This is a genomic window from Paracoccus sediminis, from assembly GCF_900188295.1.
Taxonomy (GTDB): Bacteria; Pseudomonadota; Alphaproteobacteria; order Rhodobacterales; family Rhodobacteraceae; genus Paracoccus; species Paracoccus sediminis.
In genome coordinates, this window is sequence record NZ_FZNM01000008.1 from 1 (window position 1) to 25,128 (window position 25,128).

The following is a 25,128-nucleotide window of genomic DNA, read 5'->3' on the forward strand; positions in this document are numbered from 1 at the left end:
CCGGCACGGGTTTCACGCGCAGACCGACGGGCGGATTCGCTGGGGCGGGCGTCCGAGGCGCGCGAACGAACCTCGCCCAAGGTTTCCCGGTTGGCCCGCTGGGGGGTGCCTTCGCCTCGGGTGGTTATATTGCGTTGGGTCTGTTGCTCGCGCCGCCGCGAGTCATCCAGGATTTGTTGGCTGTCAGTTCTGTCTTGCCTGCGGGACGCGGGTTGGCGCGCCGGTCGTTCCACAGGCTGATCTTGGCGCGTTGCGGCACGTTCCGCATCTTCGCCGCGGGGTTCGGGGCGGTCCCTGTTCCGTTCGCGTTCAGCCTGGTCTTGGCGTTCGGTCCTGTCGCGGCGCGGGGATTGGTCCGTTTCGGATCGGGGCCTTGGGCCTTGCTCTGATCGGCCGGGGCGTTCGTTCCGGGAATTACGATCAGCGCGGTCCGGCCGTTGTTCGGATTGACGTTCTTGCCGCGCGTTCTCTCGCGCCGGCCGCTCGTCATTGTTCTTGGCATTGTCACGATCCGGGCGTTCACGTCGCGGCTGATCCCCTGCGCGACGGACAGACGGCCCATCGCCGGATTCGGATCGAGCCTCGGCACCTGTGGACGCCTCTTTCGATGCGTCGCGGCCCCGACGAGGTTGTTCATCTTCCTCTTTCGTTTCCGCACGCTGCTTTTGTTCGGCTTGGGGCTGATTTCTGTTTTCGCCCTGCGGTTCGGAACGTTGCGTCTGGCCCCGGCGCACCGGCGGCTCGTCCCGTTCGGCCTGCGCCAGAAGCAACAAGCCCCTGGCCCGGCCCGGCATTGCATCCTGCCCGATTGTCACAGCGACCGGCTGGGCCGGTGCGGCATGAGGCAGCAGCATTGCAAGACATGTCATGATCGCAGTCGTGTTTCGGATGGCCCGATGCATGGCGTCTTCCTTCACTGGAACGGGTTCGGCATTCGGCAGAAACAACCCCGCGGCGGGGACGTCAGTTCCGCAAGCGGGCCAGTGTCAAGATGCCGACGGGCGATCATCAAAGGGAATATCGGCGCCTTGAAAACTTGCGCGGGGGGTCCTGTGGAAATCAAGAGAGCTTGAGCCTGTGCGGAACGGTTATCCTTGACGAATCCGATCTGGCTTTCTGGGTGCGCGGCGGCAAAAGATGAACCACAGCCAGATCACCGCCTGCCAAAGATAGGGCTTGATGGCGTGAACGAGATTTTTCGGGAAAGGCTTTTCTGCATTCGACACATGCCAATTGAACACTCCATCCGGTTTTATCGGATGCCAGAGGGTATTCTCCTGTTTGTGCGGGAACAGGAACGACGGGCGAAAGACGAAGGTGCCAGGGGACATCGACGGCGTAGCGGGCGTGTTGAAATAAAAGGCGTTCCGGTTGTGCGGCTTTACATAAGCGCCTGTGCCGCCAATGTCCTCGATCTCGTACCCCATCGATTTCGCCAAGGTTCCCCAGGCGACCTCGTAATGACCCGTCCAACCCATCCGATACGCCGCATCCACCGCCGCCAGAAATCGGTTGCTGGCACGAAACAGCGGATAGAACCCGCGAACCAGAAACTCGGGTTCCGGAATGTCCCCCTCCGGATTTCTGACCAATGGATTCAATATCTTTTTTGGCGTTTCCGCCGCATTATACAGGGCTGTCGCAAGGATGTCTGCCCGGCTCTGCTCGAAATGCCGGAAAAGAAAGGACCAATGCCCTTCGAAATGTACATCGTATTCGATGCCCCAATAGTAATCGAAATCCGGATAGTTCTTATAGAAACATAACATGTTCGTGTCTTCATGTCCCGGCATCTTCCACCCCAAGCCATTCCAACCGGCGGGATCGACCTTGGCCGGGTATGGCAAGGCCATGATCTGCCTGAAGTTGCAAAGGTGGATGTGATCGGCATGGGGCAGCGCAGCCTTTGGCATGTCCAGGGAATTGGCGCCGCAATTGATGTTGATAAAGACTTGATATCCCTCAGGCGCTTCGGACGTCAGCCGCTCGAACAACTGCCGGATGTGGTCGTTGAAAAAATGCGTCAGTATGACAACAGCAACTCTTGCCATGAAGGGGTCCACTCGAAATGTCTGTAGCCTGCCCATATGGCGGCAGGAAATTCCGCCTTGTCAACGGCATCCGGGCAGACGAGCCTCTGGCGGGTGTCGAGTGAATCGGGCATATTCTACCAAGGATTGAAGTCCGCCGTTCCTGGGCGGAATGGCCCTGATGCCCCTCATCGACGATGACATTTTGTCTTAGCGTGTTATCGCCGGAAATCGGGGTCCCTTGGCAGGATCAGGCCATACTTGCAGTTGAGTAAGCAAGGATCCGCCTTGCCTGGATTCTTTTGCAGGGCGATGATGAAGCCGCCGCGATGTTTTCCCAAGTCAATGCGTTGCTGGGGGCTGAGATCCACGGCCAAAGAGGCGGCACCAGGGGAATATTTCACGCCGACGGTCAACGCCGACTGCGCGGGCCGCCGGGCTTGCCTTCGGTCACAAATACTTCGGAGGGGCCGTTTCACGATTCGCGATCCTGCGACGACTTTGGCCCGTCCCTACGCGCAATCACAGAATTTGCTTTATCAAGGTTTTTGCAATCCCTCCGAATTCCCTTATTCCGTTGAACATCGTCGCAAAGCTGTATGTGACGAAAAAGAGGAAGGGATAGACAAGATAATCAGGATATCGATCCTGATTAAACCGGGCATCCAGAACCCTCGAAACTAGGGGAACCAGCAGGATCGACAACATCACGCCTATCGCCGCCCCGACAAGGATGTCAGAAAGATAATGCAATCCCAGCAGCAGCCTTGGCAGGCACACGATCAGCGCCGCATGGGCAAACGCCAGAAGTCCGACCTTTCTGGATATCAGGAAAAATCCGGTGGCAAGCGCGAAAAACATGATCGCATGATCGCTTGGCATCGAACTCCAATCTTCAAAGAAGGAGTTCTGTGAGATTGCGCTTCCGACAACTTCGGGATTTGCCCGCGGCCGCGGCCGAAAGGGAAGGGAATTCGCCAGTATCCTTCCAAGCGTGATGGAAACGACCGTCGTAAAAAGAACTGCCCACAGCTTGCTTCGGTGGCGGCCATCACCTTTCGACGGATAAAACCACAGGAACCAGAAGATGATCGCGGAAACCAGACCCTTGACTTCGTGTGCATTCGCGATCTTGTTTATCAAGTTATTCGCAAAAGGAAAGTCGTTCATATGCTCCAGCAAGGACCGTGATAAATTGTAATCGAATTGTTCAATGAAATTAATCACTTTACCTCACGGGCTTATGTCGCCATGCGTTATGTAAAATCTGTATGACAGAATATTCACGCGATCAAGACATCTTGATGAACGCCCTTGCAAGGGTCGCCGCACGGCACCGGCCGGCGACGGGGCGCCGGACACGCTGTCCCAAGGAGTCGAGGTCGGTCTTGGCGCCCATCGCGTGTGGCCCGCCCCGATCGATGATGCCGGACCGGCCGGGATTGGCCCGTTGCCGCGATTCGCGTTGCAAAGGCGTCTGCGGAAATCCCAGGAACTGGGACCGACACCCTGTCAGCGCACCCGTTCCATCAGCACACGCGGACGAGAACAGTCCCGCCGCACGTCCGGCGCGCAGCGGCGCGGGTCCAGGTCGCGGGTCAGGCAGATGCGCACCTCGCGCAGCGCGTCGCCCTGACAGGTGACGGTGGTGCCGTCGAAGGTCAGGTCGGGATTGGCCTCTAGAAAGGCGTCCTCGACCACGGCGGGCGGCAGGGCGATGTCGCGGCTCAGACCGTCGAACAGCACGGGAACCGCGATCCGGTCCGCAGCCTCGCGCATGGCGTCGTAATAACCGGCCGCCGAAAGGCCCGAACAGCGGCCGTGCTTTTTCCACTGATGCAAGGCCAGGCCCGGCGCCATCAGGTCGGCCATGGCCTGGGTTTCGCGCCGCGAGGGATCGCGTTCGTCGGTGTCGCAATATTCAGGATAGCCTTGTTCGTATTGCGGCCAGAGACCATGGACCACGAAATCCAGCCCGCTTCCCCGTTCGCATTCGTCCGCATCGCGTGCATCGCCTGTCGCGCGGCACCAGCTTGGCGACCAGCTGAGCGTCAGCACATAATAATCGAAATCGCCCGCCATGTCCTGGGCGGGGGCGGCGGCAGGCCACACGCTGAGCAGGAGCGGGATGACGGATAGGGCGCGCATGACGCCACCTTGCCCGGCCCGAGGGCCTGCGTCCACAGGGATATGCGAATCCTCTTTTCCCCGCGCGCCGAAATCGCTATAGCGGCTGGCAATTCCCCCCGAAAACGAGGAATGGCATCCGCCAAAAGCCGTTTTTCCGGCCCAGGTTCGATATTGTTCGGGGCAGACACGCGAAGGAGATTGACATGAGCAAGCCGCTGATGGCCAAGGCGACCGCCGTCTGGCTGGTGGACAATACCACGCTGAGCTTCAAGCAGATCGGCGATTTCTGCGGCCTGCACGAACTGGAGGTGCAGGGCATCGCCGACGGTGACGTGGCGGCGGGGGTCAAGGGTTACGACCCCGTGGCCTCGCACCAACTGGACGCCGAGGAGATCAGGAAAGGCGAGGCCAGCCCGGCCTATCGACTGCGCCTGAAGCACAATCCCGCCGCCGAGGGCGAGGAAAAACGCCGCGGGCCGCGCTATACGCCCCTGTCCAAGCGGCAGGACCGGCCGAACGCGATCCTGTGGCTGGTCAAGTTCCACCCCGAGCTGCCCGACGCGGCCATCGCCAAGCTGGTGGGCACGACCAAGCCGACCATCGCCTCGATCCGCGAACGGACGCACTGGAACATCCAGAACATGCAGCCCATCGATCCGGTGGCGTTGGGCCTTTGCCGTCAGACCGAACTGGATGCGGCTGTCCAGAAGGCTGCCAAGAAGGCCGCAGGCACCGGCGAGCTGATGAGCGACGACGAACGGCGCAAACTGGTCAGCACCGAGACGTCCCTGGCGATGAGCGACGAACCGCGCCTGCCGTCCTCGATCGCGGGACTGGAAAACTTTTCGCTGACCCGCGAGGAGGAAAAGGCGCCCGAAGGCGATCTGGACGCGGACAGCTTCTTCAACCTGCCCGATGCGGATGACGAGGAAGACGACGGCGACGACAACCGCCGTTAAGCCCGGCCGGCACGAACGGTTCATAAGGAAAAGGCCGGTGGAACGAACCACCGGCCTTTTCCTTTGATACGCTTCCGCCTTCAGGTCTTGCGGCGGATGAAGCGGCCGATGGCGATCAGGATGCAGGCGCCGATCACCGCGATGACAAGCTGACCGATCGCCCCGCCCGCCGTGGTGCCGAAGATGGCATAGGCCAGCCAGTTGCCCAGCAAGGCGCCGACGATGCCCAGGATGATGTTCATCAGCAGCCCGGTATCGGTCTTCATGATCTTTTCCGCGATCCACCCGGCGATTGCCCCCAGGATGATCGACATAATCCAGCCAAAACCTTCCATGCACTTCCCCTTTTCCAAATGACCCCGATGGAACCGAACGGCGGGGCCTTCGCCAGTCAATGCGCGATCCCCGCCATGCGTTCCCGCAAGCGACGGATTTTGCTGCGATCTGTCAAATCGACAGGCAGATGTATTTCAGTTCCAGGTAATCCTCGATCCCGTGCCGGCTGCCCTCGCGTCCCAAGCCGGACTGCTTGACGCCCCCGAACGGCGCCACCTCGGTCGAGATGATGCCGGTGTTCACCCCCACGATGCCGTATTCCAACGCCTCTTGCACGCGGGTGATGCGGCCGATGTCGCGGGCATAGAAGTATGAGGCCAGTCCGAAGATCGTGTCGTTGGCCTTCTGCACGGCCTCCTCCTCGGTGTCGAAACGGAACAGCGGGGCCAAGGGACCAAAGGTTTCCTCGGTCGCGACCTTCATGCGGTCCGTGACGCCGGTCACGACCGTGGGCTGAAAGAACAACCCGTCCATCCGTTCGCCGCCGGTGACGATCCGGCCGCCGCCGTCCAGCACGTCGCGGATATGTTCCTCGACCTTTTCCACCGCACCCTCATTGATGAGGGGACCGGTGGTCACGCCGTCCTCCAGCCCGTCGCCCACGCGCAGCTTGTCCACCGCCGCCGCCAGTTTCTGCGCGAACGCGTCATAGACCCCGGCCTGGACATAGATGCGGTTGGCGCAGACGCAGGTCTGGCCGTTGTTGCGGAACTTAGACGCCATCGCGCCGTCCACCGCCGCATCCAGGTCGGCATCGTCGAAGACGATGAAGGGTGCGTTGCCGCCCAGTTCCATGCTGCATTTCAGAACCTGGTCGGCGGCTTGGCGCAGCAGGATGCGCCCCACCTCGGTCGAGCCGGTGAAGGTCAGCTTGCGCACCAGCGGGTTTTCGCAGAATTCCTTGCCGATGTCGGAGGACCGCGACGAGGTGACGACCGACAGAATGCCCTTGGGCAGCCCGGCGCGTTCGCCCAGCACCGCCATGGCCAGCGCCGACAGCGGCGTTTCCGCGGCGGGGCGGGCGACGAAGCCGCAGCCCACGGCCAGGGCGGGGGCGGCCTTGCGGGCGATCATGGCGTTGGGGAAATTCCACGGCGTGATCGACCCCACCACGCCGATCGGCTGGCGGATCACGGTCAGGCGCTTGTCGGGCATGTGGCCTGGGATGGTTTCGCCGTAAACGCGCTTGGCCTCCTCGCCGAACCATTCGACGAAGCTGGCGCCATAGGCGATCTCGCCCTTGGCCTCGGGGAAGGGCTTGCCCATTTCGGCGGTCAGGATGCGCGCCAGGTCGTCCTGGTTGGCCATCATCAGGTCGAACCATTTGCGCATCACCCCGGCGCGGTCCTTGGCGGTCCGGGCGGCCCAGTCCTTCATCGCCTGGGCTGCGGCCTCGATGGCGCGGGCGGCCTCCGTGCGGTCCATGTCGGCGACCTTGGCGATGACATCGCCGCGCGCCGGATTGACGACGTCGAAGGTCGCGCCGTCGGCGGCCTCGATCCATTCGCCCGCGACATAGGCGCGGGTTTCCAGCAGCGATGGATCGCGCAGCAGGGTTTTCAGATCGGTGGAATGCTTGGTCATGGCTGGCTCCTTGGGCTTGGCCGCATGATCGCCTTGCGGGCGGCGCTTGTCAAAGCGCAGCTCTGCCGGGCATGTCCGCGAAAAAAGAACGCGACCAGGGGAAACTGGCGAGGGGCTGTCGCGTTGAACCGACATCGCTAGGCCTTCCCTCTTGGCGACCCTCTCTGACGGGGCGGTGTGCCGGTTGCGCGCCGCCCCGATTTCCTGTTCACGGTCCCGATTGGCGCCAGCAGGGTTGCCGATCGTCCGGTGCGGGTTCTGCGGCATGGACCCCCCGCGCAATCGCGCGGGCCAGCGTGCAGGCCACCGCATGGCCCAGCAGGAACGGATCGGTCGCGGGATCGGGCAGGGATCGCGCCCCGGTCGAAACCGCAAAGATCAGATCGCCGTCAAAGGGCGTATGGCTGGGCACCAGGGCGCGGGCCATGCCGTCATGGGCGGCGACGGCCAGGCGATGCAGGGCGGGCTTGTCCAGCGCGGCGTCGGTGGCGACGATGGCGATGGTGGTGGCCTCGCCCAGGCGCTTGGCCGGAACCGGTTCCTCTGCGGCGGGAAAGACGGGGGGCAGGCCATGCCCGCCGAATTCGCCGTCCAGTTCCCAAGGCGCGGCCCAGAAATGCCGGGTATCCCCGACGGTCGCTTGACCGACCGCGTTGACCACCACCAGGGCGCCCACCGCCAGCCCGTTCGACAGCCGGGCGGATGCCGATCCCAGACCGCCCTTGAGGTTCCCCGTGGTCGCCCCGGTCCCCGCGCCCGACGTGCCTATGGCGAAATCCACGGCGGCGGCGGCGAACGCGGCCCGGCCCAGCGCCGGATAGGGATTGTCGGCCCAACCCTTGTCCCCGCCGTTCAGCAGATCGAAGACGATGGCGCCGGGCACGATGGGCACCCGCGCCGCGCCGACGGCAAAGCCCCGCCCCGCGGCGCGCAGCCCCGCCATCGCGCCGTCGCAGGCCGCCAGTCCAAAGGCCGATCCCCCCGACAGCACCAGTGCATCGACCTGCGACACCAGCTTGTCGGGCGCCAGCAGGTCCGTTTCGCGCGTTCCCGGCGCACCGCCCATCACATGGACCGCTGCCCGGAACGGGGCATCGGCGGTCAGCACCGTCGTCCCCGATTTCAGACGCGCATCGGCGGCATTGCCGACCCGCAGGCCGGATATGTCGGTAATCAGGTTCAGCGTTCCCGGCCTCATGCGTCATCCTTGGTGAATTCGATCTGGCGCACGCGGACATGGCGCAGCGATTCGATCATCAGCGCGGTCATCAGGCCAAAGGTCAGCAGCCCGTTGGCGGCGGCCAGACCGCCGAGAATCCGCCATTCCAGCGGCATCAGCACATCGCCATAGCCAAGCGTCGTGAACGTCACCAGGGTGAAATACATCGCCTCCTCGAAATCGGAAAAGACGCCCAGCAGGTGAAAGGCCGCGGCCCACAGCCAGACCGACATCGTGACCATCGCCAGTACTGCCAGGCTGGAGGCCAAAACGACCAGGATCAGCTTGGGCCGATGCGGGGCGCGGATCAGCCACACCTCCCACCGGACGAACCCGATTTCCAGCAGCCATATCCACACCCCCGCGATGCCTATGCTGCACAGCATCAGGGCCGAACCGAACGTGATCTGTTCCAGCATGGCGACGCCATCCTTGCGCTTTTTGCAAGGGCTAGCCCACGGCCCGGCCGCCACGCAACAGCCGTGCATCTTTACACCCTGCCCCGGCCCCCCTATCTAACCCCCCTCATGACCAGCGATCCCGACAACAAGAACTACAAGATCATCGCCGAAAACCGGCGGGCGCGGTTCGATTACTTCATCGAAAGCGACATCGAGGTGGGCATCATGCTGACCGGGTCCGAGGTGAAGTCCCTGCGCACCGGACAGTCCAACATCGCCGAAAGCTATGCCTCGGTCGAGGGGGGCGAGCTGTGGCTGATAAACGGCTATATCGCCGCCTACAAGCAGGCGGGCGTCTGGGGGCACGAGGAACGGCGGCGGCGCAAGCTGCTGGTGTCGCGCAAGGAACTGGCGCGGCTGTGGCAGGCCGTCGGCCGCGAGGGAATGACCCTGGTGCCGTTGGTGATGTATTTCAACCACCGGGGCATCGTGAAGCTGAAGATCGGCGTGGCCAAGGGCAAGAAGGTCGCCGACAAGCGCGAAACCAGCGCCAAGCGCGACTGGAACCGGCAAAAACAGCGGCTGCTGAAGCAGGGCTAAGCCATTGCAAGGGGGGCATCGGCCTTGTAGATCAGGCCCGCGCCATGAGGGGAGGGGCCATGCAGGACGATCCGAAAACGCTGGTTTCGACCGATTGGCTGGCAGCCCACCTCAACGACCCCGATCTGCGGATCCTGGACGCAAGCTGGCATATGCCCGCCGCCGGGCGCGACGCGCGGGCCGAATACGACGCGGCCCACATCCCCGGCGCGCGGTTCTTCGACATCGACGCGATTTCCGACACGCGCAGCGCCCTGCCGCACATGGCCCCGCCGGTCGAGATGTTCGTGTCCCGGATGCGCGCCATGGGCGTGGGCGACGGGCATCAGGTCGTGGTCTATGACAATTCCGACGTGCGCAGCGCCGCGCGGGTCTGGTGGACCTTCCGCCTGATGGGCAAGACCAACGTGGCGGTCCTGGACGGCGGTTTCGCCAAATGGCAGGCCGAAGGACGGGCGGTCGAGGACATGGCCCCCGTCCTGCGCGACCGCCACATCACCGTGCAGCGGCAGGCGGGCCTGGTGCGCGACGTGACGCAGGTCGCCCTGGCCAGCAAGCTGGGCGATCACCAGATCGTCGATGCCCGCGCCCCCGAACGGTTCCGGGGCGAGGCGGCCGAGCCGCGCCCCGGCCTGCGGTCCGGCCACATCCCCGGCGCACGCAACGTCCCCTTCGGGCGGCTGCTGAATGCGGACGGCACGATGAGGGCGCCCGATGCCCTGCGCACGGAATTCGAGGCCGCAGGCGTCGATCTGAAAAAGCCCGTCATCACCAGCTGCGGCAGCGGCGTGACGGCGGCGGTTCTGGCGCTGGCGCTGGAGCGGATCGGGCACCGCAACCACTCGCTCTATGACGGAAGCTGGGCCGAATGGGGCAGCTTCCCGGACCTGCCCATCGCAACCGGAGACGCCTGATGCTGTCCAACCTGCAACCCCAAGCCCCCGATTCGATCCTGAAGCTGATCGAGGAATTCAAGGCCGACACCCGGCAGGGCAAGATCGATCTGGGCGTCGGCGTCTACAAGGATCCGCAGGGCGTGACGCCGGTGATGCGGGCCGTCAAGGCGGCGGAACAGCGGATCTGGGAAACCCAGACCACCAAGGCTTATACCGGGCTGGCGGGCGAACCCGATTATCGCGACGCCATGGCGCGGATGGTGCTGAAGGACGTGCCCGCGGATCGTCTGGCGTCGCTGGCGACGGTCGGCGGCACCGGCGCGATCCGGCAGGCGCTGGAGCTGGCGCGTTTGGCCAATCCGGGGGTCACGGTCCATGTGTCGAATCCGACCTGGCCCAACCACCTGTCGATCATGAAATTCATGGGCCTGCCCTTCGTCGAATACCGCTACTTCGACGCGGCCACGCGCGGCGTCGATTTCGACGGCCTGAAGGCCGACATCGCCCGCGCGGGCAAGGGCGACATCGTGCTGCTGCACGGCTGCTGCCACAACCCGACCGGCGCGAACCTGTCGATGGACCAATGGAACGAGGTCGCGGCGATCCTGGGAAAATCGGGGGCGATCCCGCTGATCGACCTGGCCTATCAGGGCTTCGGCGACGGGCTGGAGGAGGACGCGGCCGCCACCCGGATGATCGCGGGGCGCCTGCCCGAAGTGCTGATCGCGGCCTCGTGTTCCAAGAACTTCGGAATCTACCGCGAACGCACCGGCATCCTGTTCGCCCTGGCGGAAAACACGGCCGCACGCGATCTGGCGCAGGGGTCGATGGCTTATCTGAACCGGCAGACCTATTCCTTCCCGCCCGATCACGGCGCGCGGATCGTCAGCACCATCCTGTCTGACAATGCCCTGCGCGCCGACTGGGCGGCAGAGCTGGAGGAGGTGCGGGGCACCATGCTGGGCCTGCGGGCGCAGCTGGCGTCCGAACTGCGCGACCTGTCGGGCAGCGGCCGTTTCGATTTCGTCGAACGGCACCGCGGCATGTTCTCGCGCCTCGGCGCCACGCCGGAACAGGTGCAGCGCCTGAAATCGGATGCGGCGATCTACATGGTGGGCGATTCGCGGCTGAACATCGCAGGGCTGAACCGGCATACCGTGCCGATCCTGGCCCGCGCGATCATCGACGCCGGGATCTGACCGGGCCCCGCGTCGCGGCGGGGTCAGCCCGGACTGCGCAGCAGGTCGTTCACGCCGTGCAGCACGGGGCCGTCAGCGCCCATCCCGACCACAACGGCGCCGGTTTTGCGCAACCGGCCCAAATCCAGCATCACGCAGGTCCATTCGGCGCCGGTCGGCAGCTTTTCCGACACCACGACAATGCGCTGCGGCCGGCAGGCGGCAGGGGCACGATCGGCCGCGCCCTTGCCGGTGAAATGCCAGACCTGCCAGCCCCCCGGCAGCGAGGCCATCCGATCGCGCCTGTCGCCCCCCCAGGCGGGGCGGGCGGCCGATTCTTCCTGGCTGGCGATGTCGCCGTCTTCCTGCAACCATGTGCCGATGATGAAGGCCCCGCCAGACGGCTTGGATGCGGCGCGGCCCTGCGGGGTCATCAGGCCCACCGCCTCTCCCTCGGGCGCGATCAGCAGCAGGGGACGATCGGCCGTGATCCAGATCGCGGCGGATGCCACAAGCATCGCGACCCCGGCCAGAAAGCCCAACGCTCCCGGACCAAGGCGCCGGATGCGCAGCCCCCCACCCCAGCACAGGACCGCCAGGGTCGCGCCAAAGCACATCAGCGGGATCACCGGGCCGGGCGGCAGGGGCAGGGCCGTCACCGACCCGCCCAGGCCCGCGATCCATTCGGCCACCCACAGCATCCATTTCGTTCCAAGGCCCATCACCCACAGCGCCGGTCCCGCCAGCCCGACGGGCGCCAGCAGCGCGCCGATGACGCCGGCGGGCATCACCAGGGCGCCCATCACCGGCACCACCAGCAGGTTCGCCAACAGCCCGTACTGCGCCATCCGGTTGAAATGCGCCGCCGCCAGCGGCGAGGTCGCGATGGACGCCACCAGCGACGACACCAGCAGCATCGCCACCGGGCGCAGCCAGAACGGGACATGGGGCGAGACGCGCGACCAGGGGCCGGCGGACAGGATCAGCGCGACCGTTGCCGCAAAGCTCATCTGGAAACCGGGCTGGGTCACGGCTTCGGGCGAGTAGATCAGGATGATGGTCGCGGCCAGGGCGATGGTGCGCAGCGAAATGGCCCGCCGGTCGGCCATGATCGCCAGCAGCATGACCGCCACCATGACGAAGGCGCGTTCGGTGGCCACGCCGCCGCCCGACAGCCACAGATAGGCCGCCGACGCCAGCAGCGCGCCAAGTGCCGCGACCTTGTGGACGCCCTGCGGCAAGGGCGCGCCCAACCCTTGGCCCAGCACCAGCGCCATGCGCAGCGCGGTATATACGAACCCCGCCAGCATCGACATGTGCAGCCCGGAAATGGAAATGATGTGATACAGGTTCGATGCCCGCATCACCTCGTTCGTGGCCTCGGCGATCCCGGATCGGTCGCCGGTCATCAGGGCGGATGCGACCGCGCCTTCCTGTCCGCCGATGCCGTCCCGGATCGCCTGACTGACCGCCATTCGCGCGCGGTGCATGGCCCATATCCCGCCTTGGGCCGGTTCGACGGTCATGATGGGCGTGCGGGTATAGCCGACGCCTCCCAGCCCCTCGAACCAGGCCAGCCAGCGGAAATCGAAGCTGCCGGGGGATGCCGGGGCCGGGGGCGGGCCAAGGTGGCCGGTCAGCATGACCCGTTGGCCCAGCGGCGGCAGGGGGTCGGTGTTGTCCATCAGCGACAGGCGCACCTTGGCAGGCGTGCGGTCGGGGGCGGTGTCGTGCAGCACGACCCGATCCAGCGTCAGGCGGATGCGGTCGCGGGCGGATCGGTCGATTTCCACCACCCGACCCTCGACCGGGCCGTAGTACCGCCATTCCATCACCGGCGCCGCAACCAGCGCGGACCGCATCCCGATCAGGCCGAAGCCCGCGACGACCAGCAGCAGCCCCGTCGCGCCGGTCCGCAGAGCGTCCGCCAGGGACCAGCCGATCCGGCCCCGTTCGGCCCAGGGCAGGGCCATCCGGCCGATCGCCAGGCAAAGGCCCGCCAGCGCCCCGGCCGTGATCCAGTGCCAGCGGTCCGGGGCGACCGGCAGCGCGAACCACAGGGCGATCCCGGCGGCCAGGCAGACGGGCACCCATGCAAACAGCCCGGCGCGCGACGTGGCCGCCATCCGGGCGGGACGCGCCGTTGCGTGGCGCGATGCCCCGCGCGCGCCGGACAATCCCGGAGGGGCCGTCATGTCGCCCGAGATGGCGGCCATTCTTGTCCTTTCGCGGCGGCTTCTCTATCTCTCGGCCAACGATGGCATGGACTGCTTACCAAAGCGTTAATGTCCGTCCGTCCCTGATTCATGAAAGTTGCCATGTCCGATACCCCCGCAGATCGCCCTGTTGTCACCCGTTTCGCCCCTTCGCCCACCGGATACCTTCATATCGGCGGGGCACGGACGGCGTTGTTCAACTGGCTTTATGCGCGCGGCCGGGGCGGGAAATTCCTGCTGCGGATCGAGGATACCGACCGCGCGCGTTCGACCCCCCAGGCGACCGAGGCGATCCTGAAGGGCCTGACCTGGCTGGGTCTGGACTGGGACGGCGATCCGATCAGCCAGTTCGAACGCAAGGACCGCCACGCCGAGGTTGCGCGGCAGATGCTGGCCAGCGGCGCGGCCTACAGGTGCTTTTCCACCCCCGAGGAGATCGCGGCCTGGCGCGAGGCCAACCCACGCCAGCCGTTCCAAAGCCCTTGGCGCGACGCGACCGATCTGCCCGACGCGCCCTATGCGATCCGCCTGCGCGCGCCGCGCCAGGGCGAGACTGTCATCGACGATGCCGTGCAGGGCCAGGTGCGCGTGGGCAACGACCAGCTTGACGACATGATTATCCTGCGGTCCGACGGAACGCCCACCTATATGCTGGCGGTGGTGGTGGACGATCACGACATGGATGTAACCCATGTGATCCGGGGCGACGACCACCTGACCAACACCTTTCGACAGGTGCAGATCTTCGACGCGATGGGCTGGCCGCGCCCGGTCTTTGCCCATATTCCGCTGATCCATGGCGAGGACGGCAAGAAACTGTCGAAACGCCACGGCGCGGTGGGCCTGCACGAATTCGCGGCCTTGGGGTATCCTCCCGAGGCGATGCGCAACTATCTGGCCCGGCTGGGCTGGAGCCATGGTGATGACGAGTTGTTCGTGGACGAACAGGCTCGCGGCTGGTTCGACCTGTCGGGCATCGGGCGCGCCCCCGCGCGGCTGGATTTCAAGAAACTGGAACATGTCAGTGGCCACCATATCGGCATCATGCCGGACGCCCGGTTGCTGGCGGCCTTGGACGCCTTCCGGTCGGAAACCGGCGCCGCATCCCTGACGCAGCGTCAGAAGGATCGGCTGATGCCTGCGCTGCCCGCCTTGAAAGAAAAGGCGAAAACCCTGCCGCAATTGCTGGAACAGGCGCGGTTTGCCTTGATCGATCGGCCTGTCGATCCGGACGAAAAAGCCTCAAAGTCTCTGGATTCGGTATCCCGTGGTATGCTGGCCGCGTTGACTGCCGCAGTGCAGCATGGTAGCTGGACCCGAGACGAGCTGGAGCGGGCGGCTAAGCGGGTCGCCGAGGATCACGGCGCAGGCCTGGGCAAGCTGGCGACGCCACTGCGCGCAGCCCTGGCTGGCCGGACCGCGACCCCCAGCGTGTTCGACATGATGACGGCGCTAGGCCGCGAGGAATCGCTGGCCCGGTTGCAGGACCAGACGGATTTGGCGGGCTGAAGCCTGCCCCTACATGCCAGGGTCGTCCCGCGTTCAGTCGAAGGATCGGCCCGGCTTACCCGGAAAGGACGCTTTGGATGGCCGACGCGACGACCGCCACACTCAAGATCAACGACGCCGAATACGATCTGCCGATCCTTCGCCCGACGCAGGGGCCGGACGTGCTGGACATTCGCAAGCTGTACGGGCAGGCGGACGTGTTCACCTATGATCCCGGCTTCACCTCGACGGCCAGCTGCGATTCGACCATCACCTTTATCGACGGCGACAAGGGCGAACTGTGGTATCGCGGCTATCCCATAGAACAGCTTGCCGCCCGATCCCATTACCTCGAGGTCTGCTATCTGCTGCTGTATGGCGAACTGCCCACCGCCGAGCAGATGGAGGATTTCGAGCGTCGCGTGACCCGTCACACGATGGTGCACGAACAGATGCACAACTTCTTCCGCGGCTTCCGCCGCGACGCGCATCCGATGGCGACCATGGTGGGCGTGGTCGGCGCCATGTCGGCCTTTTATCACGATTCGACCGACATCAACGATCCCTGGCAGCGCGAGGTCGCCTCGATCCGGCTGATCGCCAAGCTGCCCACGATCGCGGCGATGGCCTACAAGTATTCGATCGGCCAGCCCTTCGTCTATCCGCAGAACGAACTGGATTACGCCAGCAATTTCCTGCACATGTGCTTTTCGGTCCCGGCCGAGAAATACAACGTCGATCCGGCCCTGGCCCGCGCCATGGACCGCATCTTCACGCTGCACGCCGATCACGAACAGAACGCGTCCACCTCGACCGTGCGTCTGGCGGGATCGTCGGGGGCCAATCCCTTTGCCTGCATCGCGGCGGGCATCGCCTGCCTGTGGGGTCCGGCCCATGGCGGCGCGAACCAGGCCTGCCTGGAAATGCTGCGGGAAATCGGGACGGTGGACCGTATTCCCGAATACATCGCCAAGGCCAAGGACAAGTCCGATCCCTTCAAGCTGATGGGGTTCGGCCATCGGGTCTACAAGAACTTCGACCCGCGTGCGACGGTGATGAAGGAATCCGCCGACGAGGTTCTGGAACTGCTGGGCATCCACAACAATCCGACGTTGCAGGTCGCCAAGGAGCTGGAAAAGATCGCGCTGGAAGACGAATACTTCGTCGAGAAGAAGCTCTATCCCAACGTCGATTTCTATTCGGGCATCATCCTCGAGGCGATGGGCTTTCCGACCTCGATGTTCACGCCCATCTTCGCGCTGTCGCGCACGGTGGGCTGGATCGCGCAGTGGAAGGAAATGATCGCCGATCCGCAGAACAAGATCGGCCGCCCGCGCCAGCTGTATGTGGGCGAGGACAAGCGCGACTATATCGAGGTCGGCGCGCGCTGATCCGCCCCGATCCGTGAAAGGCCCCTGTGGGGGCCTTTTTCGTGGTTGGCCTTGCGAAGGCAGCGGGCGGGTGGCAAGGGATCAACCATGACAAAGACACCGAAAATCGCATTGGTGACGGGGGCGTCGCGCGGCCTTGGCGCGGCCCTGTCCGAGGAACTGGCCGCGCGCGGCTTTCATGTCCTGGCCGTGGCCCGCACCGTAGGCGGGCTGGAGGAACTGGACGACCGCATCCGCCGCGCGGGCGGTGCCGCGACCCTGGCGCCGATGGACGTGGCCGAGGCCCCTGCGATGCAGCAACTGGCCCATGCCGTGCTGGGCCGCTGGGGCGGGCTGGATCTGTGGGCGCATTGTGCGGTGCATGCGGCCCCCTTGGCCCCCGCACCGCATGTGGATGGCAAGGACTGGGCCAAGTCGGTTCTGGTCAACATGGACGTGACCCGCGGACTGATCGCGCTGCTGGAACCGCTGCTGCGCGCGAGAGGCGGCACGGCGCTGTTCTTTGACGATCCGCGCGCGGGACAAAAATTCTTTGGCGCCTATGGGGCGACCAAGGCGGGCCAGATTGCGCTGGCCCGCAGCTGGCAGGCCGAGGCCGCGTCCGTCGGCCCGCGCGTGGTCATCGCCGAACCTGCGCCGATGCCCACCGCCGTTCGCGCGCGGTTTTTTCCGGGCGAGGATCGGGCGGCGCTGACCTCCTGCAAGGACGAGGCGGCGCGGATCCTGGACGCGCTGTGATTGCGTCCCGCGAAGGCCGGGGGCGCTTCGCCCCCCCGGACCCCCAGAGGATATTTTTACGAGGGAGAAACGGCGAGCGGCCTGGTGGCCTGATCGAGCCATTGGCGCGCGTCGTCGTCCAGATGCGGCGACAGCGTGTCGCGGACCTGCGCGTGATAGGCGTCCAGCCAGGCGATTTCGTCCCGCGACAGCGCCGCCACGTCGATCAGGCGGCGATCGATGGGGCACAGGGTCAGCGTCTCGAACTCCAGCAGGGCGCGGCCGGGTTCGGCTTCGGCCTGATTGATGGCGACCAGATTCTCGATGCGGATGCCGAAGGCGCCCTCGCGGTAATAGCCCGGTTCGTTGGACAGGATCATGCCCGCTTCCAGCGGCAGAGTGCTGACGCGGCTGATCCGCGCCGGGCCTTCATGGACGCACAGCGCCGCGCCGACGCCGTGGCCGGTGCCGTGGTCATAGTCCAGCCCCTGCGCCCACAGATGCTGCCGCGCCAACGCATCCAGATGCGCCCCCCCCACGCCCTGCGGAAAGCGCGCCCGGCTGAGCGCGATCATGCCGCGCAGCACGGCGGTATAGGGGGCGATGGCGTCAGGCAGGGGGTTGCCCAGGGCCACCGTGCGGGTGATGTCGGTGGTCCCGTCGGGATATTGCCCGCCGGAATCGATCAGCAAAACCTCGCCTCGCGCCAGGCGGCGGTTGCTGGCGCGGGTGACGCGGTAATGCACGATGGCGCCGTTCGGGCCTGCCCCGCAGATCGTGTCGAAGCTGATGTCGAGGATCCCGGCCTCGCGGCGCAGCGACTCCAGGTGTTCGACCACATCGATTTCCGTCAGGCTGGCCGGATCCTGGGCGTCCAGCCAGGCCAGCAGCCGCACCATCGCCACGCCGTCGCGCCGGTGGGCGGCGCGCATCCCGTCCAATTCGGCGGCGTTCTTGCGGGCCTTGGGCAGGATCGCAGGATCACTCGCGCGGGCGATCTGGGTGTTGGCATCCTCGAGCAGGCGGAAGGCGGCCTCGGGGGCGGTGGCGGGATCGACGCGGACGGGGCCTTCCAGATCCAGCAAGGCGGGCGCCAGGCCTTCGGGATGCAGGATCGCCACCTGATTGCCCAGATGGGCGCGCAGGGCATCGTCGAATTTCTCGGGGTCGGCGAACAGCGCGACATGGCCGTCGTCCGACAGCACCGCAAAGGATTGCACCACCGGATTCTTGGGCAGGTCGCTGCCCCGGATGTTCAGCAGCCACGAGATCGAATCGGGTAGAGTCAGCAGGGCGGCAGCCTGCCCATCCTGGCGCAGTTGGGCGGCAAGGCGGGCGCGTTTCCCGGCCGCGGTTTCCCCCGCCACCGCGTCGTCATGGACCCGCGCCCGGCCCACGGGCGGGGCGGGGCGGTCGGTCCAGATCGCGTCCAGCGGGTTGCGGTCCACCGCGATCAACCCAATGCCGCTGTCGGCCAAGGCCTTGTCCAGCGTCTCAATCTCTTGCTGAGTGTGCAGCCAGGGGTCGAAGCCCAACCGCCCGCCTGCGGGAAGGGCCTCGCGCAGCCAGTCCGAGGGCTTGGTCTCGGGCCAGTTGACCGGCGTGAAATGAGCCGGATCGACCTGTGCCTTGACCTGCACCCGGTAACGTCCGTCTATGAACACGCCCGCGCGGTCAGCCGTCACGATGGCAAAACCCGCGCTGCCGGCAAAACCTGTCAGCCAGGCCAGCCGGGCATCGGCATCGGCCACGTATTCGCCTTGATGGGCGTCGGCACGCGGGACGACGAAGGCGTCCAGGCCCTCGGCCGTCAGGCGGTCGCGCAGCGCGGACAGCCGGGCGGGATGATCGGCGCCGCCCGCCGGATCGTCAAAGGATTGAAAGCTCACAGCGTGATGGCCTTCATGATCTCGGGCTCGATCACCTGCACGCCCGGCAGCCCGTCGATCAGCGCCTGCGCGGATTGTTCCAGCATCGGAAAGGTCTTGTAATGGCAGGGGATCACCGTCTTGAAATCGAAATACTTCTTCGCGGCCCAGGCCGCGCGGCGCATGTCCATGGTGAAATGCCCGCCCGCGCACAGGATGCCGATGTCGGGCTGGTGGTATTCGCCCATCCAGCCCATGTCGGCCATGATGTCGGTATCGCCCGAGACATAGATCACATGGCCGTCGCCCGCGATCATGTAGCCCGATTCGTGGCCCGCATAGATCGGCCCGTCGGCGCCCTCGATGGAACTGGAATGGCTGGCATTGACCATCGTGACCTTGGCCCCGCCCAGATCGACGGTGCCCCCCTTGTTGAAGCCGATGCCGCCGATGTCGTGATGGGTGGTCCAGGTGTTGACCAGATCATAGATGCCCGCGACGGGGATCCTCAGTTCCTTGGCGATGGCCAGCGTGTCGCCCGAATGATCGCCATGGCCATGGGTCAGCAGGATATGGGTCGCGCCCCCGATGGCCTCGGCGCGCCGATCCTCGGGGAAGACCGGATTGCCGGAAATCCACGGATCGATCAGGATCACGGCATCCTCAATGTCCAGGCGAAAGCCGGAATGTCCAAGCCAGGTCAGTTTCATCGCGTTCCCCTTGCCGGTGTCGCGGACAGGTTAGCGGCGGGGTCTGGCCGTGACCAGACGCGATCAGACTGGCGCGGCGTCCTCCAGCCGCAGGCGCAGGCGTTCGCGCCCGTTCCAGGTGGACAGGTCCAGCCGGCCCGCCAGGTGGAACCGCCGCCCCCGCGCGCCGATCAGCGCAGGGCCGAGCGGTCCGTTCATCGCCCCCCAGGCCACGGCCTCCAACGCGGGGCCGCCGCCGCTGCGGAAGGACAGGCGCAGGTGGCTGTCGCCCATGGTGGACGCGCTGTCGATCATCTGGTCGGCGAATGCGAAACGCGGCGCCGGGGCGGCCTGGCCGAAGGGACCGGCATCCTCGATCCGGCGATACATCTGCGGCGTGGCCCCCGCGCCTTCCATCAGGCCGGATATGCGCAGATCGCGCCCGCCGGTCCGCTGCGCCAGATCGGCCGCGATCAGGTCGGACAGGCGCGCCATGGCGGCAGGAATGCGGTCCTCGGCCACGGTAAGGCCGGCCGCCATGGTATGCCCGCCGCCCCTTATCAGCAGCCCTTCGTCCGCCAGGCGGTGGATCGCGCGGCCCAGATCGACGCCGGGAACCGACCGCGCCGATCCCTTGCCGATCCCGGCTTCGATGCCGATCACGACCGAGGGGAGGTCGGTCGCCTCCTTCAGGCGGGCGGCGACGATGCCCACGACGCCCGGATGCCAGCCCTGGTCCGCCGCCCAGGACAGGCGCGCATCGCCTCGCGCCTCGACCTGGGCCAGGGCCTGATCGCGCACGGCGGCTTCGATGGCGCGGCGGTCGCGGTTAAGCCCGTCCAGTTCCGCCGCCAGCCGCCCGGCCTCGCGCGGGTCGCGGCAGGCCAGGCACTGCGCGCCCAGATCGGCGCGGCCCACCCGGCCGCCCGCATTGATGCGCGGCCCCAGCAGGAAACCCAGGTGAAAGGCGCTGGGCGGGCCATCCAGACGGGCCACATCGGACAAGGCCACAAGACCGGGGCGCCGCCTGCGCCCCATGATCGCCAATCCCTGGCGCACGAAAGCGCGGTTGACCCCCACCAGCGGCGCCACGTCAGCCACGGTGGCCAGCGCCACCAGATCCAGCATCGCCATCAGATCAGGCTCGGGCCGGCCCATGCCCCGCAGCACGCGGCCCGCCTGCACCAGGGTCAGAAACACGACCCCCGCCGCGCAGAGATGACCCAGGGATCCATCCTCGTCCGCGCGGTTCGGGTTCACGACCGCCAACGCGGGGGGCAGGGTCTCGCCGCCCAGGTGATGATCCAGAACGATGATGTCGGTGCCTGCGGCGGCGGCCAAGGCGTCATGGCTCAGCGTGCCGCAATCGACGCAGACGATCAGGTCGTGATCGCCCGCCAGCGCGGTCATGGCGGGCACGTTCGGGCCATAGCCCTCGTCGATGCGGTCGGGGATATACAGCGTCGCGTCGCGTCCCTGGCCGCGCAGCCAGTCCAGCAGCAGGGCCGCCGAACTGCCGCCGTCCACGTCGTAATCGGCAAAGATGGCGATCCGTTCGCCGTTGATCGCCGCCGCCACCAGCCGTTCGGCCGCAACGCCCATGTCGCGCAACGCAAGGGGATCGGGCAGCAGGTCGCGCAGGCGCGGCGTCAGGAAGCCTTCGGCCCCCTCGGCCTCGACCCCGCGTTCGGCCAGGATGCGGGCGATGGGCAGGGGCAGGCCGGTGCGCTGCGCCAGCCCCTCGGCCAGCCGGTCGGCCGCGGCGTCCGGGCCGATCCATCGCCGATGTGTCAGCGACTGCTCGATTCCCAGAAACGCCACGACCGCACCTTCTTCTTCACTTAAATATCCTGGGGGAAGTCCCGCAGGGACGGGGGCGAAGCCCCCTTATTTCACCGGGTTGCGATAGATCATCCTGCGAACCGATCCGGTCTTGGACCGCATCAGGATCGTTTCGGTCTGAAGATACCCCGGTTCGCGCTTGACCCCCGCCACGATGGACCCGTTCGTCACCCCGGTCGCGGCAAAGATCACGTCGCCCGTGACCAGTTCGTCCCGCGCATAGATGCGGTCCAGGTCGGCGATGCCCGCCTTGCGCGCCCGGCCGCGTTCGTCGTCGTTGCGAAACAGCAGCTTGCCCCACATCTGCCCGCCCATGCATTTGAGCGCGGATGCCGCCAGAACGCCCTCGGGCGCGCCGCCCGATCCCATGTACATGTCGATGCCCGTCAGTTCGGCCTCGGCGCAGTGGATCACGCCCGCCACGTCGCCATCGGTTATCAGCCGGATGGCCGCGCCGGTGGACCGCACCTCGGCCACCAGATCCTCGTGGCGGGGGCGTTCCAGGATGCAGACGGTGATGTCGCTGTTTTCACAGCTTCGTGCCTTTGCCAAGGCCCGCACCCGTTCCGAGGGCGTCATGTCCAGGCTGACCACATCGGTCGGATAGCCCGGCCCGACGGCCAGTTTTTCCATGTACACGTCCGGCGCGTGCAGCAGCGTGCCGCGCGGGGCCATGGCGATCACGGTCAGCGCATTGGGCATGTCCTTGGCCGTCAGGGTGGTGCCTTCCAGCGGGTCAAGCGCGATGTCCACCTCGGGGCCGTCGCCGGTGCCGACCTCCTCGCCGATATACAGCATCGGCGCCTCGTCGCGCTCACCCTCGCCGATCACCACGACGCCCTGGATGTCCAGCATGTTCAACTGGTCGCGCATGGCATTGACCGCAGCCTGGTCGGCGGCCTTTTCGTCGCCCCGCCCGATCAGCCGGGCCGACGCATGGGCCGCCGCCTCGCTGACGCGGGCCAGGCCCAGGGAAAGCATCCGGTCGTTGAAATCCTTGGGCGCGGTCATGTCCATCCCTTTGTGACGCAGGTCCGGCCCGGTCTTACGCGCGCGGTGCCGCAGCGGCAAGCCTGTCGGCGCTAACGGATCAGGCCTCCGACAGATCCAGGGCCAGGGCGTGGATACGGGGAACGATGTCGCCCAGCGTCCGGTGGACCAGCCGATGCCGTTCGATGCGGCTCAGTCCCGCGAAGGCGGGGCTGGCCATGCGGATGCGGAAATGGCTTTCGCCGCCGTCGCGGTATCCGGCGTGGCCGCGATGGGCTTCGCTTTCGTCGACGACCTCGATCCGACTGGGCTCCAGCGAAGCCAGCCTGTCGCGCATTTCATCCGCAATCATTCGTCAAGACCTTTCATGTCGCGTCAAAAACCCTAAACTGCCGCCTCCGAGTCGCAAAGGTGCCCCCAATGAGCAGTAACGACCCGTTCGGATTCGACATTTCGGCCGCCAAGGACAAGAAGCGCAAGACCAAGGGCCGGCGTGGCATGTCCGGGGCCTTCGAAACCTCGACCCGCATCTGCGACAAGCAGGGCTGCGACGAACCCGGACAATACCGTGCGCCCAAGAATCCCCGGCACCTGGACGACTATTTCTGGTTCTGCAAGGACCATGTGCGCGAATACAACGCGAACTGGAATTATTTCCAGGGCCAGTCCGAGGAGGAATTCCAGCAGTTCATCGACAACGCGACCGTCTGGGAACGTCCGACCAAGCCTTTCGGACGCGCCGCGGCCGAGGACAAATGGGCGCGCCACGGCGTCAGCGACCCGCTGGAGATCCTGGGCGCCAACGGCACCGCCCCCGAGGCGCGGGCCAGGGCGGGCCGCAAGCTGCCGCCCACGGAACGCAAGGCCCTGGACATCCTGGAAGCCAAGGACGGCTGGACGCGGGCCGAGATCCGCAAGCAGTACAAGTCGCTGGTCAAGGATCTGCATCCCGACATGAACGGCGGGGACCGATCCGACGAGGATCGCCTGGCCGAGGTGGTCTGGGCATGGGATCAGGTCAAGGACAGCCGGTTCTTCAAGGACTGACATCGTGTCAGGGGGCTGCCGCCCCCGTCCGCTGCGCGGACCCCCCCGCGGATATTTGAGTGAAGAAGAAGCCGTCAGGCCGGTCTGCGGCGGACACGCGCTGCGGCCAGGGCAAGCAACGCAAGCATGACGGCCGGGGTGTTTCCCCATGCCATCCAGGCGGTTTCCGGCAGGGCGCCCGGCAGGGCCGCGTCGATCTTGCCCTCGACGCCAAGCCCCAGGGATTGGCGGACGCGACCATAAGGGTCGATCACCGCGCTGATGCCGGTATTCGCCGCGCGGATCAGCGGCAGGCCGGATTCGATGGCGCGCAGGCGGGCCTGGGCCAGATGCTGGTAGGGACCGGAGAACTGTCCGAACCAGGCGTCGTTCGTGGCCTGCAAAAGCCAGGCCGGACGGCTGTCGAGGCCGCGCAGATGCTGCGGGAAGATCGCCTCGTAGCAGATCAACGGCTGGAAATCGGGAACTCCGGGGGCGGACATGATGGCGGGGCCGGCTCCGGGGGAATATCCGTTGCCCTGCTGCGCGGCAAAGGCCGTGATGCCGACCCTTGCCAGCGCATCGCCCCACGGAATGTATTCCCCGAACGGAACCAGGTGGAACTTGTCATAGGTGGCGCCCACGGTCCCGTCCGGATTTAACGTGACAAGGCTGTTATGGTATCGGCTGCCGTCGCGCCGCTGAATGCCCATGACCAGGGGCGCCCCTGCCGCCCGAGCCATGGCGGGCAGCACCGGGCCCGCGTCCTCGAGCAGGAAATTGACGGCCGTTTCCGGCCAGATGACCAGATCGCGCGGGCCGGGTGCCGCCGACAGATCCAGCAGGCGCTGAAAAAAGACCGCGGCCCATTCGGGATCCCATTTCAGATCCTGCCGGGCGTTCGGCTGAACGATCCGCACCATGACCGAGGTGTCGGGCGGCAAAGGCCAGGACTGGCGCACGAGGCCCGCGCCCCACAGTCCCCCGGTCAGCGCCATCGCCGCCAGAGCCGAGGACACAGGCCGCAGCAGGGATGGAAGCGCGGCCAGGGCCAGGGTAATCAGGCACAGCCCGATGGCGCCCCCCCAGGCGGCGGTCTGCGCGACCGGCGTGTCGATCCAGACATGGCCGGTCAGCGCCCAGGGCAGACCGGTGAAGATCCACCCCCGCAGCCAGTCGGACAACAGCAGCGCCGCGGCGATCGCCACGGCCCGGCGCCCGGGATCGCCAGCGAAACGCGCAGCCAGGCCCGCGGGGATCGCCCAGAACAACGCCCCGCCAAGAGCCATGAAAAACAGCGCAAAGGGCGCCATCCAGCCATAGATTTCCGGCTCGACCAGGAACGGCTCGACGATCCAGGACATCGACAGGGCGAACCATCCGAACCCGGCGACCAGCATGGGCCAGAACGCCCCGTCTGCGCGCGACGCGCGGTAGATCAGCAACGCCAGTGACAGCGGTGTCGCGATCCACAATCCGAAGGGAGGCAGGCCAAGCGCGGCGATCAGGCCAAGCGCGAAACCGGCCAGAAGATGCCGCAAGGGCGGGTGGCCGGATCGGATGCGCAT

Annotated in this window: 23 protein-coding genes; 8 read left to right on the forward strand and 15 right to left on the reverse strand. The window is 66.1% G+C overall.

Annotated elements, in window-relative coordinates:
- Positions 1 to 124: 124 nt before the first annotated feature.
- The 4 genes from CHB77_RS11635 to CHB77_RS11650 all read right to left on the reverse strand — a co-directional run bounded on the left by CHB77_RS11635 (position 125) and on the right by CHB77_RS11650 (position 4,178).
- Positions 125 to 637: a hypothetical protein gene (locus tag CHB77_RS11635; protein WP_131023359.1), complete on the reverse strand. Its 513-nt coding sequence runs from the start codon at positions 635 to 637 to the stop codon at positions 125 to 127.
- 451 nt (positions 638 to 1,088) lie between these two features.
- Entirely contained in the window at positions 1,089 to 2,051 is a 963-nt protein-coding gene (locus CHB77_RS11640; RefSeq protein ID WP_089388396.1) for a hypothetical protein, read from the reverse strand.
- 501 nt (positions 2,052 to 2,552) lie between these two features.
- Entirely contained in the window at positions 2,553 to 3,200 is a 648-nt protein-coding gene (locus CHB77_RS11645) for a phosphatase PAP2 family protein (RefSeq protein WP_089388397.1), read from the reverse strand.
- Positions 3,201 to 3,542: 342 nt separating this feature from the next.
- Entirely contained in the window at positions 3,543 to 4,178 is a 636-nt protein-coding gene (locus CHB77_RS11650; RefSeq protein ID WP_089388398.1) for a ribonuclease T2 family protein, read from the reverse strand.
- A 185-nt stretch (positions 4,179 to 4,363) separates the two neighbouring features.
- Between CHB77_RS11650 and CHB77_RS11655 the strand changes: the two genes are divergently transcribed.
- Positions 4,364 to 5,119: a DUF1013 domain-containing protein gene (locus CHB77_RS11655; protein WP_089388399.1), complete on the forward strand. Its 756-nt coding sequence runs from the start codon at positions 4,364 to 4,366 to the stop codon at positions 5,117 to 5,119.
- An 80-nt stretch (positions 5,120 to 5,199) separates the two neighbouring features.
- Here the strand turns inward: CHB77_RS11655 and CHB77_RS11660 are convergent, their stop codons facing one another.
- The 4 genes from CHB77_RS11660 to CHB77_RS11675 all read right to left on the reverse strand — a co-directional run bounded on the left by CHB77_RS11660 (position 5,200) and on the right by CHB77_RS11675 (position 8,677).
- Positions 5,200 to 5,454, reverse strand: a complete 255-nt coding sequence (locus tag CHB77_RS11660; protein ID WP_089388400.1) for a GlsB/YeaQ/YmgE family stress response membrane protein — start codon at positions 5,452 to 5,454, stop codon at positions 5,200 to 5,202.
- Between the two features lie 112 nt (positions 5,455 to 5,566).
- Entirely contained in the window at positions 5,567 to 7,039 is a 1,473-nt protein-coding gene (locus CHB77_RS11665; RefSeq protein ID WP_089388401.1) for an NAD-dependent succinate-semialdehyde dehydrogenase, read from the reverse strand.
- A 208-nt stretch (positions 7,040 to 7,247) separates the two neighbouring features.
- A complete protein-coding gene (locus CHB77_RS11670; RefSeq protein WP_089388402.1) occupies positions 7,248 to 8,237 on the reverse strand; it encodes a P1 family peptidase in 990 nt (329 codons plus the stop codon).
- A complete protein-coding gene (locus CHB77_RS11675) occupies positions 8,234 to 8,677 on the reverse strand; it encodes an ion channel (RefSeq protein ID WP_089388403.1) in 444 nt (147 codons plus the stop codon). The genes CHB77_RS11670 and CHB77_RS11675 overlap by 4 nt, the downstream gene beginning before the upstream one ends.
- Positions 8,678 to 8,785: 108 nt before the next feature.
- Between CHB77_RS11675 and smpB the strand changes: the two genes are divergently transcribed.
- From smpB to CHB77_RS11690, 3 genes are read left to right on the forward strand one after another with little or no spacing between them, the layout of a single operon-like run.
- Positions 8,786 to 9,259: an SsrA-binding protein SmpB gene (gene smpB / locus CHB77_RS11680; protein ID WP_089388532.1), complete on the forward strand. Its 474-nt coding sequence runs from the start codon at positions 8,786 to 8,788 to the stop codon at positions 9,257 to 9,259.
- Positions 9,260 to 9,318: 59 nt separating this feature from the next.
- Complete coding sequence (gene sseA / locus CHB77_RS11685; protein WP_089388404.1) at positions 9,319 to 10,173, forward strand: 3-mercaptopyruvate sulfurtransferase; 855 nt, start codon at positions 9,319 to 9,321, stop codon at positions 10,171 to 10,173.
- Complete coding sequence (locus CHB77_RS11690; RefSeq protein WP_089388405.1) at positions 10,173 to 11,354, forward strand: amino acid aminotransferase; 1,182 nt, start codon at positions 10,173 to 10,175, stop codon at positions 11,352 to 11,354. The genes sseA and CHB77_RS11690 overlap by 1 nt, the downstream gene beginning before the upstream one ends.
- Before the next feature lie 23 nt (positions 11,355 to 11,377).
- Here CHB77_RS11690 and CHB77_RS11695 read toward each other — a convergent pair whose 3' ends face one another.
- A complete protein-coding gene (locus CHB77_RS11695; RefSeq protein ID WP_089388406.1) occupies positions 11,378 to 13,549 on the reverse strand; it encodes a ComEC/Rec2 family competence protein in 2,172 nt (723 codons plus the stop codon).
- 102 nt (positions 13,550 to 13,651) lie between these two features.
- On the opposite strand from CHB77_RS11695, the gene gltX reads away from it, so the two are divergent.
- From gltX to CHB77_RS11710, 3 genes are all read left to right on the forward strand, one after another.
- On the forward strand, positions 13,652 to 15,058 hold the full coding sequence (gltX, locus tag CHB77_RS11700) for a glutamate--tRNA ligase (protein WP_089388407.1): 1,407 nt from the start codon (positions 13,652 to 13,654) through the stop codon (positions 15,056 to 15,058).
- Positions 15,059 to 15,135: 77 nt separating this feature from the next.
- Positions 15,136 to 16,428 (forward strand): citrate synthase, encoded by a 1,293-nt coding sequence (gene gltA / locus CHB77_RS11705; RefSeq protein WP_089388408.1) that lies wholly within the window; start codon positions 15,136 to 15,138, stop codon positions 16,426 to 16,428.
- Positions 16,429 to 16,515: 87 nt separating this feature from the next.
- Positions 16,516 to 17,166 (forward strand): SDR family NAD(P)-dependent oxidoreductase, encoded by a 651-nt coding sequence (locus CHB77_RS11710; protein ID WP_089388409.1) that lies wholly within the window; start codon positions 16,516 to 16,518, stop codon positions 17,164 to 17,166.
- A 56-nt stretch (positions 17,167 to 17,222) separates the two neighbouring features.
- Here CHB77_RS11710 and CHB77_RS11715 read toward each other — a convergent pair whose 3' ends face one another.
- From CHB77_RS11715 to CHB77_RS11735, 5 genes are all read right to left on the reverse strand, one after another.
- Positions 17,223 to 19,034 (reverse strand): aminopeptidase P family protein, encoded by a 1,812-nt coding sequence (locus tag CHB77_RS11715; protein WP_089388410.1) that lies wholly within the window; start codon positions 19,032 to 19,034, stop codon positions 17,223 to 17,225.
- Positions 19,031 to 19,723, reverse strand: coding sequence for a metal-dependent hydrolase (locus CHB77_RS11720; protein ID WP_089388411.1), 693 nt, complete (start codon positions 19,721 to 19,723; stop codon positions 19,031 to 19,033). Before CHB77_RS11720 ends, CHB77_RS11715 begins: the two co-directional genes overlap by 4 nt.
- A 63-nt stretch (positions 19,724 to 19,786) precedes the next feature.
- The gene (gene recJ / locus CHB77_RS11725; RefSeq protein ID WP_089388412.1) at positions 19,787 to 21,523 is read right to left on the reverse strand and encodes a single-stranded-DNA-specific exonuclease RecJ; all 1,737 of its coding nucleotides are present in this window, start codon (positions 21,521 to 21,523) and stop codon (positions 19,787 to 19,789) included.
- A 66-nt stretch (positions 21,524 to 21,589) separates the two neighbouring features.
- Positions 21,590 to 22,555 (reverse strand): class II fructose-bisphosphatase, encoded by a 966-nt coding sequence (gene glpX / locus CHB77_RS11730; RefSeq protein WP_089388533.1) that lies wholly within the window; start codon positions 22,553 to 22,555, stop codon positions 21,590 to 21,592.
- Between the two features lie 79 nt (positions 22,556 to 22,634).
- Entirely contained in the window at positions 22,635 to 22,886 is a 252-nt protein-coding gene (locus CHB77_RS11735) for a BolA family protein (protein WP_089388413.1), read from the reverse strand.
- 68 nt (positions 22,887 to 22,954) lie between these two features.
- On the opposite strand from CHB77_RS11735, the gene CHB77_RS11740 reads away from it, so the two are divergent.
- Complete coding sequence (locus CHB77_RS11740; protein ID WP_089388414.1) at positions 22,955 to 23,581, forward strand: J domain-containing protein; 627 nt, start codon at positions 22,955 to 22,957, stop codon at positions 23,579 to 23,581.
- 74 nt (positions 23,582 to 23,655) lie between these two features.
- On the opposite strand, the gene lnt is transcribed toward CHB77_RS11740, so the two are convergent.
- The gene (gene lnt / locus CHB77_RS11745; protein WP_089388415.1) at positions 23,656 to 25,128 is read right to left on the reverse strand and encodes an apolipoprotein N-acyltransferase; all 1,473 of its coding nucleotides are present in this window, start codon (positions 25,126 to 25,128) and stop codon (positions 23,656 to 23,658) included.